Origin of the sequence: Streptomyces sp. SudanB52_2052 (assembly GCF_964272415.1) — a bacterium.
Lineage (GTDB): Bacteria > Actinomycetota > Actinomycetes > Streptomycetales > Streptomycetaceae > Streptomyces > Streptomyces olindensis.
Genome location: NZ_OZ186796.1, coordinates 4421435 through 4436850, shown reverse-complemented (window position 1 = coordinate 4436850; position 15416 = coordinate 4421435). Strand labels below are relative to the sequence as shown.

The window sequence follows — 15416 nt, the reverse complement described above, 5'->3', positions numbered from 1 at the left end:
GGTCAACGTACGTCGGCCGCCGCACGCGAGGCGGGGCTTTTCTCCGGAGCCGGAGTGACCGCGGACCGTGAGGGCCACCAGGTCGCCTCCCCGAGCAGCAGCATCGCCGCCGGCAGCACCATGACCCGCACCACGAACGCGTCGATCAGCACGGCCGCCGCCAGCACGAAGCCGATCTGCTTCATCTCGATGATGTGCAGGAAGACGAAACTGGCGAACACCGTCGTCATCACCACCGCCGCGCTGGTCACCACGCTCGCCGAGGAGCGGATGCCGTCCAGCACGGCCCGCCGTGTGGGCACGCCCGCGAGCACCGCCTCCCGGATCCGGCTCACCACGAACACCTGGTAGTCCATCGAGAGCCCGAACAGGATCACGAAGAGGAACAGCGGCACGCGCGACCCGATCGACCCGGTGGAGTCGAAGTCCAGCAGGCCCTCCGCCCACGTCCCCTGGAAGACCAGCACGAGCAGCCCCAGCGCCGCCGCCGCGGACAGCAGGTTCAGGGCGACGCCGAGCAGCCCGAGCACCACCGAGCGGAAGGCGTACACGGTCATCGCGAACGTCACCAGCAGCAACGCGGCCAGCACCAGGGGCAGTTTGCCGTTCTGGTGGGCGGGATAGTCGGCGTAGCGGGCGACGTCGCCGCTCACGCCGTACTCGGCGCCGGTGATCCGGCCGACGGTCGCGGGCAGGAAGTCGTCCCGCAACCGGTCCAGCGAGTCGTACGCCTCGTCGGAGTTGCCGAGGTGCGGCACCTTCAGTTCGAGGGTGTGGGTGCGGTCGTCGGACGCGGCGCGGATGCGTGCGGCGCCGGTGAACAGGGGGTCGGCGTCGGCTCGTTCGGCGACCTCGCGCAGGGCGGCGCCCACCTCCCCCGACCGGGAGGCGTCGGCCCGCACGACGACCTGGTGCGTCACCCGCTGCTCGGGGAACGCCTCGTTGAGCCGGTCGTACACCCGCATCGCGGGGATGTCCCGGGAGTGCGTGTCCCGGCTCATCTCGGTGATCTTCAGTCCGGCCAGCGGGACGACGAGCGCGAGCAGGGCGAGGACCGAGACGCACAGGGTGGCCAGGGGATGCCGGGCCGCGGGACGCAGCAGGGCGCCCCAGATCCGGCCGCCGCCGCTCTCGCCCCGCACCCGCCGCGCCGGCCTGCCGCGCTCGGCCCGCCGCCGCGCCCGGCGTTCCGCCCGCTGCCCGAGCTTGACGAGCAGCGCGGGCAGGGCCGTCAGCGAACTGGCCACCGCGACCAGGACGACCACGATCGTGCCGGTCGCGAGGGACGAGAAGATCACGTCGGAGGCCAGGTACAGCGTCGCCGTGGTGGCCACCACCGCGAGCCCGGAGACCACGACCGCGCGGCCCGAGGTCGCCGCGGCCAGCTCCACCAGTGCCTCGGAGCCCAGCCGCCCGCCGGAGCGGGCCCGTTCCTCCCGCTCGCGCTTGAGGTAGAAGAGCGTGTAGTCGACGCCGACCGCCAGGCCGATCATCAGGATGACGTTCGTACCGACCCCCGCGTCGGGCGACACGTGCGAGACGACCATGGACAGCCCGACCGCGGCGGCGATCGACGACAGCGCCAGCAGCAGCGGCACCCCGGCCATGGTCACCGACCCGAACACGATCAGCAGCGTGACCAGCGTGACCGGCAGGGTGATCGCCTCCGAGAGCGCCAGGTCGTCGCTGCGCTGCCGGTCGACTCCCTTGCTGACGGAGGGACTTCCGGTCTCCTCCAGCAGCAGCCCGGGATGGCCCTGCTGCACCGCCGCCGTCTGCGCCAGGAGCGCGTCGACCTTGTCCTTGGCGTCCCGCTCCCCGCCCTTCAGGGACACCTCGACCATGAGGAACCGGCGGTCGTCGGACAGCAGCGGGTCCGCCACGCCGGCCACGTCGGGCACCCGGCGCATCCGGTCGGTCAGGTCCTTCGCGGCGGCCCGGGCGGCACCCTCGTCGAGGGCACCGCCCGAACGGGAGGAGATCAGCACCTGCTCGGCGGCCCTGCGCTCCAGCCGGGCCTCGGCCGCGAGCGCCTCGGCACGGCCGGCCTCGCCGACCCGGTAGTCCGCCGTCCTCGCGCTGTTGGTGCCGACGGCACTGCCGGCCCCCAGGCACAGCGCCACGAACACCAACCAGCCGGCGATCGCCCGCCAGGGGTGCCGGGCGCTCCAGCGCGCCACGCGCACAGTGAGTGAGTTCATGCACGAAAGCCTTGCTGACCTGGGCAGTTGGCCGACAGAGGCAGTCGGTTGAACCTGCCGTCCACCGGTCGGTGGACCCGGGCCCGGGGGAAAACCCCCGCGGCCGGTCGGTCAGTTCGGCCTGAGGACGATCGCCTGCCCGCCCGCCGGGGCCATGGCCACGTCGAGCGTGTCGGCGGCGGTGACGGTGCGGGTGCTCACCACGACCGGCGTCTGGTACGGCCTCGCGGCCGGGGTGCCGTCGGCGTAGACGGTCGCCGTGTAGGTGCCGCTGCCGAGGAAGGACAGGGGCAGGGACAGGGTGCGGGACGACTCGTTCGTCATCGCGCCCAGGTACCAGTCGGCGCCGCTGCGGCGGGCCACCGCGATGTACTCGCCGATCGAGCCGGCCAGGGTGCGGCTCTCGTCCCAGGTCACCGGGACGGCGTTGAACCAGGGCAGCCCGGGCCAGTTGGCCGGGTTGTTGTACTTGGACGGCTTGTCGTACCAGAAGAGGAAGTTGAGGGGCTGGTAGTACACCGCGGCCATCGCCATCTGGTGGGCGTTGGTCGTCTTGTCGCGGGACTGGCCGTAGCAGATCGTGTAGTCCATCGGGCCGCCGACGTTGCGGGCGAACGGCAGCGTCACGTTGTGCGCGGCCGTCGGGAACTGCTCGTTGCCGCGCACGCCCTCCAGGCTGATCCAGTTCGGGTAGGTCCGCTCGTAGCCGAACGGCCGGACGTCGTCGTGCATGTCGATCAGCAGCTCGTACTTCGCGGCCGTCTTCGCCCAGTCGACGATCTGGTTCGTCATCGTCTGCGTGCCGTCGTTGATGAACCCGAGCTTGATGCCCCGCACGCCCCAGCTCTTGTACAGGCCGAACAGCGAGTCCGCGTCGGTCAGCGCGAGCCGGTTGACGTAGAGGAAGACGCCGACGCCCTTGCTCGTGGCGTACGCGATGACGGCGGGGAGGTCGATCGCGGGGATCGGCCTGGTGGCGTCGGGGGTGGTGAACTCCGGGCCGTACCAGCCGGCGTCGTACTCGATGTACTCCAGGCCCCGGGCCACCGCGAAGTCGACGCCCTGGAGGCCGGCGGCGGTGGAGAGCTCGCAGCGGAACACTTTGCCGGGCTTGATCCACGAGGTGTCGGCCAGCGCGTTCGGCGGGGCCAGGTTGAGCACCAGCTCGGCGTTGTCGACGAGTTCGGCGTGCGTGGCGCCGATGACCACCGCGCGCCACGGCGTGGCGAAGGGCGTGGCGACGGTCGACGTCGTCTCGACCGGGCCGGTGCCGCGGGCGGTGTGCTCCATGAGGAAGGCGGCGAGGGTGTTCGGCTCGCCCGGGACCGAACTCAGCATCAGCCGGGGGTAGTCGACGCGGTCGGACTCGCAGACGCAGGCGATGAGGCCGTCGCCGAGCGTCGCCGTGAGCGGCAGGTCGGTGAGCGGGCCGGTGTCCGTGGTGGAGGTGCCGGTGACGGGTAGGGCGCCCGGGGCCAGCGGCTCGTAGGCGTTCTCGTCGCGGGCGCTGTAGACGGTCGTGCCGTCGGGGAAGACGAACGTCGTCAGCTCCTCGGCGATGGTCGCGGTGCCCTCGTCGAGCAGGAGGTGGCGCAGAGCGACGCCCGTCTTGTACGCGCGGACCTGCACGCCGAAGCGGATGCCCGTGGCGCGGTCCTGGAGGTCCCAGCACTGCTCCTGGTAGAGGTCCGTGACGGTCGCGTTGCGGCCGTAGACCGGGGTCCAGGTGGTGCGGCGGGTGTCGAACCGGTGGCCGGTCACCCTGACATCGTTGCCGAGGACCGTGCCGTCGCCGAGCCGGAGGCCGAGGGCGGAGTCGTCGATGACGGTCCTGCCGCCGCGCCGAGCCGACCAGCGCAGGGCGCCCCCGGCGAGGGCGAGGGTGATGGAGGTGCCGCCCATGCGGGCGGTGACGCTCTCCGGGCGGCCGTCGTCGGCGGCGTGGGCGGCGTGGGCGGCGTGGGCGGGCCCGGCCGTGGTGAGGCCCGTGGCGGCCAGCCCGGCGGTGACGGCGGCGCCCTTCAGCACCGTCCGGCGGGAGGCCGGGGCCGGTCGCGCGGCCGCTCTGCCCGGCGTGGGCTCTTCCTGCACGCGTGACCCTCTGGTCGGGCTCATCACGGGACCCCTCTCGGCAAACAGGTAGTAAACGGTTTCTACCGGGTGTCAGTTGTAGGGCCTGCCACAAGAGGGGGTCAAGACCCCGGAACCCCGGACTCCCCGTGCGGAACGGGGAGTCCGGGGTTCCGGGACGGAGCGGGTCAGCGCAGGGTGCCGATGCGGTCGAGCCGCTCGTTGACGCCGTTGCGCAGCTCACCGAGGGTCGTGCCCGCGGGGGCCGTCTTCGGCGTGGAGGAGGGCGGCTGGGTCTCGTCCGCGCAGGTCGTGCCACGCGCCGGGACCTTGCCGTCGACGAGGTAGCTCGTCACGGCGTCCGTCGCGCAGGCGCTGCGCCCGAAGGCGGTGTGCCCCTCGGCCCGGAACGTGAGCAGCCGGCCGTTGTCCAACTGCCGGGACAGGGCGATCGCGTCCTGGTACGGGGTGTCCGGGTCGCCCGTGGTGCCGAGGACCAGGATCGGCGCGGAGCCCTCGGCCCGGAAGGACCCGTCGTAGCGGCTGGGCTTGTCACCGGTCCACTGGGCGCACGTGGTGGCGTGCTGGTGGTCGTAGAGCGGCGGGCCGTACGCCAGGGCCGGGCCGAGCAGCGGGGCCAGCCTGGCGTTGGTGGTGACCTGCCGCTTCAGCCGGGCCGGGTTGCGCGGGTAGTCCTTGTCGACGCACTCGACCACGATGTTCGGGTTGAGGAAGTCGTAACTGGCCGGGGACGGCGGCCGGAGCAGGAACGAGGTGGTGTCGCGCTGCTGGGCCTTGCGCAGGGCCTCACCGAGGGACGGCCAGATGACCTTGCCCTCGTTGATGTTGAACATCAGGCGGTAGACGACGGTGTAGCCGTTCGCCTGGCCGCCGCCCGCCGTCGGTACGGGGTTGGCGTCGAGGTCGGCCTTGAGCTTCTCGAACGCGGCCCGCGGGTCGCCGTCGCCGAACCCGCACGTCGCCTGGTCCGCCTCGCACCAGTCCAGGAAGCGGCTCATCGCGCCGTCCAGGGCCAGGTACTGGGGTCGGTCGTAGGCGTAGGGGTGGTTCGCGTAGTGCTCGGGGTCGTAGGCGCCGTCGAGCACCAGGGCGCGGACACGCTCGGGGAACATGGCCGCGTAGACGGTGCCGATGTAGCTGCCGAAGGAGCGGCCGTAGTAGGTGAGCCGGTCCTCGCCGAGGGCCTGGCGCAGCAGGTCGATGTCGCGGGCGACGTACCCGGTGCCGACGTACGGCCGCAGCTCGCCCGCCCGGTCCTGGCAGGCCTGGTCGAACTCGGCGCCCTGGCGCACGGCGTTGTCGTAGGCCTCCGGGCCGGGCGCGCCCTTGGCCTCCCGGATGGCCTTCGTGTACGTCGCGTCGTCCCAGCACTCCACCTGCGAGCTGCGGGCGACGCCCCGTACGTCGTACCCGAAGACGTCGAAGGAGTCGCGCAGGGCGGCGGGCAGGTCGGCGTAGTTGTTGCGGACGAAGTCGACGCCCGAGTTGCCCGGTCCTCCCGGCTGGAGGAAGAGGGTGCCCTTCTTACGGCCCTGGTCGGAGGCTTTCTTGCGGATCACCGCGAGGGCGATGGTCCTGCCCTGCGGATCGCGGTAGTCCAGGGGCACATCGGCGTTCGCGCACTCGAACCCGCCCTGGCAGTCGGACCAGGTGAGGTTCGGCACGGGCGGTTCCGTGGATGCCCCGGCGGGCTGGGCGGCCGTCGCCTGGACCCCGCTTCCGGCGACGACGAAGGCGGCCGCGGTGGCCAGGGCGATTCTGAGCCGTGGGATGCGTCTGCGCGCTCCGGAGCCGGAGTGGCGCGAGGTGTGGTCGGGTGTGGTCACTCTTTCCGTTCCCCCTTGGGGCGGATGCGCCGACTGGCGCGTCCTGATGCCGGCGTGTTCCGCCGCATGTCTAGCCCAATCCGACGGGGCGCGCGACCTGTTGCGGCGACTCTTTCCACCACATCTCCGCGGTACCCGGCGGTAGTTGCCGAGCCGTTCACCTTCGGAACGGCTGGAGCGTACGCGGCGGCGACGGTTTTCCGCCTCGGCCGTATGGCTGATCCGGGCGGCTCCACCACTGCCTACGATGACCGCGGCGGCCCCGCAGCGCCTTCAGGTCAAGGGCCGTGCAGGCACCCCCAGTTCGCCCGAGCGAATCCGAAGGACCGACGCACATGCCGTTCAGAAACCGCCGTCTCAGGCTCACCCTCCTGGCCCTCGCCGTCGCCGCCATCGGCCTGACCACGGCCGGCCCCGCCCTGGCGGCCACGCCGCCGCCCGCGACGTCGCAGACGCGGGAGGCCGCCATACCCACCGACTTCGTCGACCTGACCCCGAGCCCGCTCCAGGCCGAGGGGAGCCGGGACTTCACGGTCACGTACCGCAACGACGGTCCGACGCCGGTGACGGTCGCCCCGCAGCTCCTGGTGCTGTCCCCCGACACCGGCCCGTACCTGACACCGTCGGACGTCACGGTGGAGCGGCGCACGGGGCACGGCTGCTGGAAGCCCGTGGCCGTGGGCAGCCAGACGGGGACGCTGTACACGGAACTCATGGGTGCGCGGCGGACGTTGAGCGCGGGGGAAACGCTCACGGAACGGTACCGGGTCACTGCCGTGCAGCCGGAGGTGCAGGGGACGGTGTTGCCGCGGGTGGCGCTGTATGGGTGACGGGTGACCCGTTGAGGTGCGCGAAGGTCAGGGGCGCGCTGTCGGTGCGGGGCGCGTGCGGCGTCCGGCCGGGTTGCAGCACGAGCAGCCCGGACGGCACGCGCAGCCGTCCTCCGGCGTGCCTTCCTGAGTGTCCTCCCGCGCGTTGGCGGCCCCCGAGTCGGCGGCCGGCTCCCTGACGGACGCCTGGCGCGGTGCGGCGCAGCAGCCCTCGCCGCGCCAGGCGTCCCGCCCCTCCTTGACCGCCACGGCGGCGATCCCGAGGGCGGCGATCGGGTCGGCCCAGGACCAGCCGAGCGTGGCGTTGAGGACGAGACCGACCAGGAGGACGGCGGACAGATACGTGCACAGCAGGGTCTGGCGGGAGTCGGCTACCGCGGAGGCGGAGCCGAGTTCCCGTCCGGCACGGCGCTGCGCGGCGGACAGGAACGGCATCACCGCGAGGGACAGGGCGGCGAGCACGATGCCCGGGACGGAGCGCTCGGCCTCGCCGTCACCGGTGAGCGCCCGTACGGCGTCGACGGCGACGTACGCGGCGAGCGCGACGAACGACACGGCGATGATCCGCAGGGCGGTCTTCTCGCGCGCCTCGCGCACGGCGTGGTCGGCCGCGGAGAACTGCCAGGCGACCGCGGCGGCGGAGGAGACCTCGATGACGGAGTCGAGGCCGAAGCCGATCAGCGCGGTGGAGGAGGCGAGGGCACCGGCGGTGAGGGCGACGATCGCCTCGACGACGTTGTAGGCGATGGTCGCGGCGACCAGGAGCCGTATCCGGCGGGTGAGCGCGTCACGGCGGGCCGGGCCGGGACCGAGTGTGAGGGGAGCCGGGGCGGCCATGCTCAGCAGCAGCCCTTCGCGTCGGCGTCCGGGCAGGTGCGGTCGGTCTCGACGGCCACTACGGCGGTGCGCAGGTCGTCGAGGGCGTGACCGAGGCGTTCGTCGGCGAGTTCGTAGCGGGTGCGGCGCCCGACGGGAACGGTGACGACCAGCCCGCAGTCGCGCAGGCACGCCAGGTGGTTCGACAGCCGCGTCCGGGAGACGCCGAGGGCGTCGGCGAGATCGGCGGGGTAGGCGGGGGCGTCGCGCAGGGTCAGCAGGATGCGGCAGCGGATCGGGTCGGCGAGGGCGCGCCCGAACCGGGCGAGGACCTCGATGTCGGGGGCGACGGTCAGCATGGGACGACAGTACACGGATCTCTGAATTCAGAAAACCATGGATTGTCCGGGGGTCTGTGACCGGACTGCCGGTCCCGTCAGGGGAGGTTCCGCCGGAAGGGGCGGGCGGGTCGCGGCCGTTGGGCTCCTCTCTGAGGGTCCCTCAGAATCCGCTCAAATTCCTTGCCTTGCCGCAAGGGCGGGTTAATGATCATTTGCGGGACACGGCCTCCCTCTGACCAGGGGAGACGTCGGGTCCGGTCCAGGAATGACCAACTGGACGCAAGACCGAAGAGGGGAACATCGTGAAGATCAAGAGACTGACCGCTGCCACCGCCGTGCTGACCGCCGCCGCGATCCTGGGCACGGGTCTGAGCCAGGCCGCCGTGGCCGCCGACCGCGGCAACCCGGCCCCGGCAGCGGTCGTCGCCGACGACGAGCCCATGACCGCCGCCGAGGAACTGGACTCGGCCGAAGGGCAGAAGCTCATCGCCATGCTGAAGGTGATCGAGGGGATCCCCGCCGGCGTCGAGCAGCAGGGAGAGGCAGCCGTCCAGGCCTACCTCGACGAACACCTCCCCGCCGGGAAGCCGCGCATGGCCTTCGGCTGGTGGCAGACGGCCAAGTGCGTGGGGTCCATCACGGCCGCCATCGCCGGCGGCGCGGTTCCCGTCGCGAAGATCCTGAAGCTGAAGGCGTTCATCAAGAAGGTCGGTTCCGTCAAGGAGGCCGCCTACCTCCTCATCCGCGTCTCCAAGGGCGAGGAGAAGATCAGCGAACTGGGCGCCACGCTCGGCGGCCTGGCCTCGGTGATACTCGGGATCGACGGGATCAAGAAGAACTGCCGATAGGGGCGAGGCGTCATGACGAGCACCAAGGCACGTACCACCGCACTGATCACGCCCGTCGAGCAGGGAGCGCAGCAGGAGGCGCAGGCACTGGCGGGTGAGGGGCGCACCGCCAAAGCCGTCCGTCGCCTGCGCAAGGACTCGGGCCTCGGCCTGGACACGGCCTCCGTGGCCCTGGACCTGCTCACGCAGGGCCAGGCACTGCCCACCACGTACAGCCAGGCGCTGGACGCCCTACGGCACCTCGACGCTCCGCTGGTCGCCGAGATGACCGACTTGCTGGCCAGTGGCCACCGCGACTCCGCGATCAAGCTGCTCAGGGAACGGACGGACATCGATCTCGCCGGGGGGTACCACCTCGTCACGGAACTGAGCGGCCAACTGGACGCGCAGTAAAGCCGGTTCGGACAGGGCCCAATGAATTTCGGGACAGGGTCCGGTAGGTGAGGAACAGAGGCCTCGGAGAGATCCGAGGCCTCTGCCGCTTCTGCTCCCCGGCCCTCGGACCTGAACGCACCGCGTGGAACAGCGCCGACGGCCCTACGCTGTCGTGTCATGCGGGAAACGCGCCTCGACACCGCTCGGATCCGAGCGGCACGCCGGGTCATCGACCCGGTTTTCCTCGACACTCCGCTGTACCGCTGCGAGGCGCTGGAGCCCGGCCTCGGGTGCGCGGTGAGCATCAAGCTCGAAACGGCGAACCCGGTCCGCAGCTTCAAGGCCCGCGGCACCGAGGTGGTCGCGAGCCTGCTCGCCGACCAGGACTCGCGGGCCGTGGTGTGCGCCAGCGCGGGCAACCTCGGCCAAGCCCTCGCCTGGTCCGGGCGCGGCCGGGGGCTGGACGTCACCGTCGTGGCCTCCCGCTTCGCGACCACGGCCAAGCTGGACCGCATCCGCGCTCTGGGCGCCACGCTGGAACTCGTGGACGGCGACCACGAGGTGGCACGCGAGCGGGCCGCGGCCATCGCGCGCCGCGACGGCATCCGGCTGGTCGAGGACAGCCTGGACATCGAGACCTGCGAGGGAGCGGCGACCATCGGCCTGGAACTGGTGGACGCCACGCCGTCGTTCGACGCCGTCCTGATCGCCCTCGGCGGCGGAGCGCTGGCCACCGGCGTGGGTCACGTGGTGAAGGCCATGGCGCCCGAGGTCGAGGTGATCTGTGTCCAGCCCCTGGGCGCACCGGCGCTGACCCACTCGTGGCACCGGCGGCGCGTCGTCACCACCGACTCGACCGACACCATCGCCGACGGCGTCGCCGGCCGGTACCCCATCCCGGCCGTCCTGGACGACCTCCTCCTGGTCGCCGACGACGCCGTCCTCGTCCAGGAGGCGTCGATCATCGCCGGTATGCGGATGCTCCTCGACCACGCCGGCCTCGTCGTCGAACCGTCGGCCGCGCTCGGCGTCGCGGCGATCCTCGAAGACCGCGACCGCTTCGCCGGCCGGCACGTGGTCACCATCCTGTGCGGGAGCAACGTCGACGTGGACGCCTATCACCGCTGGGTCGGTGCGGCCGGCGTCAACGGGTCCTGAGCACGGGTGCCGGGTTGCCGACCCCCTGCGATTGGCACTCCCGTCACTCCAAGGCCCAGCCCTCTCAAAGCCGATACGCCCCCACCACCCGCTCCCGGAACGACCGCCGCTCCACCGCTTCCGTCACCTCCGTCAGCAACGCGGCCAGCGGCATCGACAACTCCGCGTCCAACTCGGCCATCGCCGCCCGCGTGGCCTCCCACTCCGCCTCGATCCGGGGCAGGAGGGCACGGGCCTTGGGGGTGAGGTCGATGAGGCGGCGGCGGGCGTCGCGGGGGTCGGGGGCGTGGGTGACCAGGCCCGCGCGGGCCATCTGCGCGGCCGTCTGGCTCGCGGCGGAGTGGGTGACGCCCAGCCGGGTGGCCACGTCGCGTACCGAGAGGGGGCCTTCGGCGACGAGGGCCCGTACGACCGGGGAGAACCGGGGCCGGTACTCGGCGAGGCCCTGCTCCTCGTAGACCTTGGCCACGTCGCCGTCGAGGAGTTCGAGGACGTGGCGGAGCAGGGTGCCCACGGCGACGGGATCCGGATGACCGCTCATGGTTGGTAATCTAACAGCGCTGTTACATATCGCGGGCAGGCATACCGACTTGGGGAGGTACATCACCTATGTCTGGGCTCCATCCCCTCGTCGAGCCGTACGAGCACGGCCTGCTCGACGTCGGCGACGGCAACCGCGTCCACTGGGAGACCTGCGGGAACCCCGCCGGCAAGCCCGCGCTCGTGCTGCACGGCGGGCCGGGATCGGGCGCGGGGCCGTTCTGGCGGCGGCTGTTCGACCCGGCGGCGTACCGGATCGTGCTGTTCGACCAGCGCGGGTGCGGGCGCAGTACGCCCGACGCGGCCGATCCGCGGACCTCGCTCGCCGCCAACACCACGCACCACCTCATCTCCGACATCGAACTGCTGCGGCGCCACCTCGGCATCGACAGCTGGCTGGTCCTCGGCGGCTCCTGGGGCGTGACCCTCGCGCTGGCCTACGCCGAGCGGCACCCGGAGCGCGTCAGCGAGATGGTCCTCTTCAGCGTCACCAGCACCACGCGCCGTGAAGTCGAGTGGGTCACCAGGGACATGGGCCGGATCTTTCCCGAGGAGTGGGCCCGGTTCCGGGAAGCCGTGCCGGAGGCGGAGCGCGACGGCAGCCTGGTGGACGCGTACGCCCGGATGCTCGCCGACCCCGATCCGGCCGTGCGGGAGCGGGCCGCGCGGGAGTGGTGCCGGTGGGAGGACGTGCACGTCTCCACCCACCCGGGGCACAAGCCCGACCCGCGCTACGAGGACCCGCGCTTCCGCCTCCGCTTCGCGCGCCTCGTCACGCACTACTGGCGGCACGCGGCCTTCCTGGACGACGGGGCGATCCTGCGCGACGCGCCCCGGCTCACCGGCATCCCCGGCGTGCTGATCCACGGCCGGATGGACATCAGCGGACCCCCGGACATCGCCTGGCAGCTGGCCCAGCGGTGGCCCGACGCGGAACTGGTGCTGATCGGCGGGGAGGGCCACGGGCTGTCGGGAGACGCGACGACGGACGCCGTGCTGGCGGCGACGCAACGGTTCAGCGTCGGGTGAGGATCACCCACCGGCGTCCCGAACGGAGGTGCGCCGGTTGCCGCACGTCGCCAGGCTGCACCATCTGCGCCGCCCCCGCTCGTCGAGGAACAGCCAGCCGCAGTCGGGGCTCGGGCAGCTGCGCAGGGTGAAGCGGCGGGCGTCGGCGAGCAGTTCGCCCGCCGTGCGGGCCACCGCGCACAGGGGCAGCCGCAGCCCGGCCGACGGCGACGGCTGCCAGCGCGCGAGCCCGTCCTCGCCCCGGGTGAAGACCGAGAGCCGCGCGGCGTCCTCCACCACCTCGGCCACCGCCCTGAAGGCGCGGCCGTCCTGCGGGTCGGTCAGGCAGGCGTACAGGTCCGTACGGAAGCGCCGGGCCTCGTCCAGCGCGGCGGCGGCCTCCTCCGGCTGCCGTCGGGCCCGCTCGCGCAGCCGGACGACGTGCCGCTCCTCGATCAGGTCCAGGTGTCCGGCCCAGACGGCCAGCGTGGCGTACCCCCGCAGCCAGTCCGACCCGGGCAGCCGCTCCCCGCCCCAGCCCGCGTAGGTGTTGCAGAACTCCAGCGCCGGGTGGCCGCCCGTGCTCCACGGCAGCCACTGGTCGTCGACCCGTACCGCGTAGACGGGCCCGGGCGGCCGGTCCAGGCGTGGGTCGCCGCGCAGCATGCGGGCGTGCAGCGTGCGCAGGTCGGTCCCGGGCTCGACGCCGAGCCGGTCGGCCAGCAGTGCGCGGGTGCGGTCGTACAGGCGGAGCGCCTCGGCCCGGCGGCCCGCGCGGTGCAGGGCGGTCATCCCGGCGGCGACCAGGCGTTCCCGCGTGGGGTGTTCATCGAGCAGCGGCGGCACCTCGGCGACGACCCGCTCGTGCAGACCCGTCGTCAGCTGGGCCTCCGCCCGGTGCTCCGCCGCGGACAGCCGCAGTTCGACGAGCCCGTTGCCGAGGCGCGAGCGCAGCCGGTCGTCGGCGACGTCCGCGAGGAGCGGGCCGCGCCACAGCGCGAGGGCCCGGTCGTAGTGGCCGATCCGCTCCATCGGGTCGCCCGCCTCGGCGGCCTGCCCGACGAGTGCGGTGAACTCCCGCGCGTCGATCCGATGCGGGCCCCGGTCCACGGCGTAACCGTCGTGCCGGGTCTCGACGGACACCTCGTACCGCCGCAGGGCGGCGCGGAGCCGGCCGACGTAGGTGTGCACGGTGGCCCGGGCGGAGGCCGGCGGCATGCCGTCCCACAGCAGGTCGATGAGGCGCTCGGTCGTGACGGCACGGCCCGCGTGCAGCAACAGGACCGCCAGCAGGCACCGCTCCTGGCGGCGGCTGCCCAGCGGCACCTGCCGCCCCTCGTGACGGGCGGTGAACGGACCGAGCAGCTGGAACTCCATGATGGCCCGGCAGCCTAACGGGGGCCGGTGGTGAGGTTCTGGTCAGCGGCGGGGGCGAGGGTGGCGTACGACCCGTCCGCCTGTCCGAGGAGAACCCGAGAACCATGCGACGAACCGTCCTCGCACCACTGGCCCTCGCCGCCGTCCTCTTCACCGCGCAGCCCGCGTCCGCGTCCGCGTCCGCGGCGACCGGCCCGGGCTGGGAGCCGGCTCCCTCCGCGCCGTGGGACGTCGGTGCCGGCGCGCGCTGCGACTTCCCCGTCCACGGTGAGCCGGTCGTCGACGAGGTGGTGCGGCGCGTGCTCGGCACCCACCCCGACGGTTCCGCCCGGCACGTCGCCTACCAGGGCGATCTCGTCGTCCGCGTCACGAACACCGGGACCGGTGCCTTCTACGACGCCGACGCCGGAGGCTCGGCCGTCGTCGAGTACGGGCGGGACGGCTCACAGTCCTGGACCGTGCGCGGGCCGGTGCTCGTCGGCGTGGGCGAGGGCCTGGGGAACCTGCCCCGCGGCCTGTACATCGTCGACGGCGTCTTCACGATGAGCATCAGCCCCACCGGCTACAAGGACGTCCGCCTGCTCCACGGAACGACGGACGACCTCTGCGACCGCATCGGCCCGGCAACGGCCTGACACCGCAGGTCAGCCGACGAAGGCCCGCCTGCTGTGGGCCAGCAGCTCCCGCACCGCGGGGCCGTGCGAGCTGCGCCAGACCAGGGCGAGCAGGGCCGGTGTCGTGACGTCGTCGATCGTGCGGGCGACCAGGTGGCCGCGATAGCCGGCCGTCATCGACTCGCTCAGCACGGCGACCCCGAGCCCGCGGGCCGCCAGGTCCGCGACGGCGTCCGCGGCGCTGGCCTGCAAGGCGATCACCGGGCGGAGACCCTGCGCGGCGCAGGCCCGGTCGAAGACCGTGCGCAGGCCCGTGCCCGGGGGCATGCACACGAGGGGATGGTCGGCCAAGTCCCCCAGCAGCACCCGGCGTTGCCGCGCCAGGGGGTGCCCGGCCGGGACCGCCGCGACGAGCCGTTCGCTGATGACCGTCAGCGATTCCAGTCCCTCGGGGGTGCCGGCGGTCCCGACGAGTGCCAGGTCGACGGTCCCGTCGCGCACCGCCTCGACGAGCCGGTCCGAGTTGTCCTCCAACAGGGAGAGCTCCACTCCCGGATGCGCCCGGTGGAAGGCGGACAGGGCGTCGAACAGGGGCGTGAGTGTGCAGCCGATGACCATCCCGACCCCGAGCCGGCCCCGGATCAGGTCCGTCACCTCGCCCACCGCCTGCTCGACCGCCCCGGCCGCGGCGAGCGCCGCACGGGCGTGGTCGAGCGCGGCCCGGCCCGCGGCGGTGAGGGTGGCGGTGCGCGCCGACCGGTCGAACAACTCGGCGCCCAGTTCCCGCTCCAACTGGCGTATCTGAGCGCTGACCCCGGACTGGCTGATGTGCACCCGCTCGGCGGCCCGCGTGAAGTTCCGCTCCTCGGCGACCGCGACGAAGTACTCCAGCTGCCTCAGTTCCATGACCGAGGATTCTAGTTATCAGTAGATCCATCTGTTGGACTTCTGGCCGGGCCCCCGGGGACGCTGGAAGCAGCACAGAAGGAATCCGTTCCGTCCGTCCTCAGGAGATGCCGTGTACGAGAAGGCCATGCGTCCCGAAGACCTCACCCGCCTGTTCGTCGAACGCTCCAACGCCGGTGACGCGGCCGGGGTCGCCGCGCTCTACGAGGAGGACGCGGTGCTGGCCTACCCGCCCGGCGAGCGCACGGTGGGCCGGGAGGCGATCCGCGCCCTCTGGGAGAAGGTCCTGGCCGACCGTCCGCACTTCGAGCCAGAGCCACCTCTGCCGACCCTGGTCAGCGGCGACATCGCCCTGACGTCGACCCCGCCGAGGGACGGCGCCGGGGCCCGGGCGCAGGTCGTACGGCGCCAGGCGGACGGGAGCTGGCTGCGGGTGCTGGACCAGCCGGAGTTCGTCCGGCCTGCCCACTGAGCCGGCCTGCCCA

The 15416-nt window shown here is 72.6% G+C and carries 15 protein-coding genes; 7 read left to right on the top strand and 8 right to left on the bottom strand.

The window, feature by feature from the left end; genetic code table 11:
- Positions 1 to 2 precede the first annotated feature (2 nt).
- The 3 genes from ACSUPV_RS19580 to ACSUPV_RS19570 form a co-directional block, all read right to left on the bottom strand.
- Positions 3 to 2201 carry an MMPL family transporter gene (locus ACSUPV_RS19580; protein WP_436947959.1) on the bottom strand — a complete coding sequence of 733 codons (2199 nt, stop codon included), beginning with the start codon at positions 2199 to 2201 and terminating at the stop codon, positions 3 to 5.
- Positions 2202 to 2312: 111 nt separating this feature from the next.
- A complete protein-coding gene (locus ACSUPV_RS19575; protein WP_436947957.1) occupies positions 2313 to 4292 on the bottom strand; it encodes a glycoside hydrolase family 97 catalytic domain-containing protein in 1980 nt (659 codons plus the stop codon).
- A 167-nt stretch (positions 4293 to 4459) separates the two neighbouring features.
- Complete coding sequence (locus ACSUPV_RS19570) at positions 4460 to 6118, bottom strand: alpha/beta hydrolase (RefSeq protein WP_436947955.1); 1659 nt, start codon at positions 6116 to 6118, stop codon at positions 4460 to 4462.
- Positions 6119 to 6453: 335 nt separating this feature from the next.
- Between ACSUPV_RS19570 and ACSUPV_RS19565 the strand changes: the two genes are divergently transcribed.
- A complete protein-coding gene (locus ACSUPV_RS19565) occupies positions 6454 to 6948 on the top strand; it encodes a signal peptide protein (RefSeq protein ID WP_436947953.1) in 495 nt (164 codons plus the stop codon).
- 27 nt (positions 6949 to 6975) lie between these two features.
- Here the strand turns inward: ACSUPV_RS19565 and ACSUPV_RS19560 are convergent, their stop codons facing one another.
- A complete protein-coding gene (locus tag ACSUPV_RS19560; RefSeq protein ID WP_382616995.1) occupies positions 6976 to 7785 on the bottom strand; it encodes a cation diffusion facilitator family transporter in 810 nt (269 codons plus the stop codon).
- Positions 7786 to 7787: 2 nt separating this feature from the next.
- Entirely contained in the window at positions 7788 to 8123 is a 336-nt protein-coding gene (locus ACSUPV_RS19555) for an ArsR/SmtB family transcription factor (RefSeq protein ID WP_037762556.1), read from the bottom strand.
- A gap of 284 nt (positions 8124 to 8407) precedes the next feature.
- Between ACSUPV_RS19555 and ACSUPV_RS19550 the strand changes: the two genes are divergently transcribed.
- From ACSUPV_RS19550 to ACSUPV_RS19540, 3 genes are all read left to right on the top strand, one after another.
- The gene (locus tag ACSUPV_RS19550) at positions 8408 to 8953 is read left to right on the top strand and encodes a hypothetical protein (protein ID WP_436947952.1); all 546 of its coding nucleotides are present in this window, start codon (positions 8408 to 8410) and stop codon (positions 8951 to 8953) included.
- A 12-nt stretch (positions 8954 to 8965) separates the two neighbouring features.
- Entirely contained in the window at positions 8966 to 9346 is a 381-nt protein-coding gene (locus ACSUPV_RS19545; protein WP_436947950.1) for a hypothetical protein, read from the top strand.
- Between the two features lie 159 nt (positions 9347 to 9505).
- Entirely contained in the window at positions 9506 to 10486 is a 981-nt protein-coding gene (locus ACSUPV_RS19540; RefSeq protein ID WP_359793949.1) for a threonine ammonia-lyase, read from the top strand.
- Between the two features lie 64 nt (positions 10487 to 10550).
- On the opposite strand, the gene ACSUPV_RS19535 is transcribed toward ACSUPV_RS19540, so the two are convergent.
- Positions 10551 to 11027, bottom strand: coding sequence for a MarR family winged helix-turn-helix transcriptional regulator (locus tag ACSUPV_RS19535; RefSeq protein WP_436947948.1), 477 nt, complete (start codon positions 11025 to 11027; stop codon positions 10551 to 10553).
- Positions 11028 to 11095: 68 nt separating this feature from the next.
- Between ACSUPV_RS19535 and pip the strand changes: the two genes are divergently transcribed.
- Positions 11096 to 12055: a prolyl aminopeptidase gene (gene pip, locus ACSUPV_RS19530; RefSeq protein WP_436947947.1), complete on the top strand. Its 960-nt coding sequence runs from the start codon at positions 11096 to 11098 to the stop codon at positions 12053 to 12055.
- Between the two features lie 3 nt (positions 12056 to 12058).
- Here the strand turns inward: pip and ACSUPV_RS19525 are convergent, their stop codons facing one another.
- Entirely contained in the window at positions 12059 to 13411 is a 1353-nt protein-coding gene (locus ACSUPV_RS19525; RefSeq protein ID WP_436947945.1) for a BTAD domain-containing putative transcriptional regulator, read from the bottom strand.
- Between the two features lie 104 nt (positions 13412 to 13515).
- Here ACSUPV_RS19525 and ACSUPV_RS19520 point away from each other — a divergent pair, with 104 nt between their 5' ends.
- The gene (locus ACSUPV_RS19520; protein WP_436947943.1) at positions 13516 to 14046 is read left to right on the top strand and encodes a hypothetical protein; all 531 of its coding nucleotides are present in this window, start codon (positions 13516 to 13518) and stop codon (positions 14044 to 14046) included.
- 9 nt (positions 14047 to 14055) lie between these two features.
- Here ACSUPV_RS19520 and ACSUPV_RS19515 read toward each other — a convergent pair whose 3' ends face one another.
- Positions 14056 to 14931, bottom strand: a complete 876-nt coding sequence (locus ACSUPV_RS19515) for a LysR family transcriptional regulator (protein ID WP_436947941.1) — start codon at positions 14929 to 14931, stop codon at positions 14056 to 14058.
- Positions 14932 to 15058: 127 nt separating this feature from the next.
- Between ACSUPV_RS19515 and ACSUPV_RS19510 the strand changes: the two genes are divergently transcribed.
- Positions 15059 to 15403: a YybH family protein gene (locus ACSUPV_RS19510; protein WP_382617041.1), complete on the top strand. Its 345-nt coding sequence runs from the start codon at positions 15059 to 15061 to the stop codon at positions 15401 to 15403.
- Positions 15404 to 15416: the final 13 nt, after the last annotated feature.

What these genes read in the sequence shown, in the direction of transcription:
- ACSUPV_RS19525 (WP_436947945.1), bottom strand. Translation starts at nt 13,411, where the DNA reads ATGGAGTTCCAGCTGCTCGGTCCGTTCACCGCCCGTCACGAGGGGCGG.
- pip (WP_436947947.1), top strand. Translation starts at nt 11,096, where the DNA reads ATGTCTGGGCTCCATCCCCTCGTCGAGCCGTACGAGCACGGCCTGCTC.
- ACSUPV_RS19565 (WP_436947953.1), top strand. Translation starts at nt 6,454, where the DNA reads ATGCCGTTCAGAAACCGCCGTCTCAGGCTCACCCTCCTGGCCCTCGCC.
- ACSUPV_RS19535 (WP_436947948.1), bottom strand. Translation starts at nt 11,027, where the DNA reads ATGAGCGGTCATCCGGATCCCGTCGCCGTGGGCACCCTGCTCCGCCAC.
- ACSUPV_RS19560 (WP_382616995.1), bottom strand. Translation starts at nt 7,785, where the DNA reads ATGGCCGCCCCGGCTCCCCTCACACTCGGTCCCGGCCCGGCCCGCCGT.
- ACSUPV_RS19510 (WP_382617041.1), top strand. Translation starts at nt 15,059, where the DNA reads ATGCGTCCCGAAGACCTCACCCGCCTGTTCGTCGAACGCTCCAACGCC.
- ACSUPV_RS19555 (WP_037762556.1), bottom strand. Translation starts at nt 8,123, where the DNA reads ATGCTGACCGTCGCCCCCGACATCGAGGTCCTCGCCCGGTTCGGGCGC.
- ACSUPV_RS19545 (WP_436947950.1), top strand. Translation starts at nt 8,966, where the DNA reads ATGACGAGCACCAAGGCACGTACCACCGCACTGATCACGCCCGTCGAG.
- ACSUPV_RS19580 (WP_436947959.1), bottom strand. Translation starts at nt 2,201, where the DNA reads ATGAACTCACTCACTGTGCGCGTGGCGCGCTGGAGCGCCCGGCACCCC.
- ACSUPV_RS19520 (WP_436947943.1), top strand. Translation starts at nt 13,516, where the DNA reads ATGCGACGAACCGTCCTCGCACCACTGGCCCTCGCCGCCGTCCTCTTC.
- ACSUPV_RS19515 (WP_436947941.1), bottom strand. Translation starts at nt 14,931, where the DNA reads ATGGAACTGAGGCAGCTGGAGTACTTCGTCGCGGTCGCCGAGGAGCGG.
- ACSUPV_RS19540 (WP_359793949.1), top strand. Translation starts at nt 9,506, where the DNA reads ATGCGGGAAACGCGCCTCGACACCGCTCGGATCCGAGCGGCACGCCGG.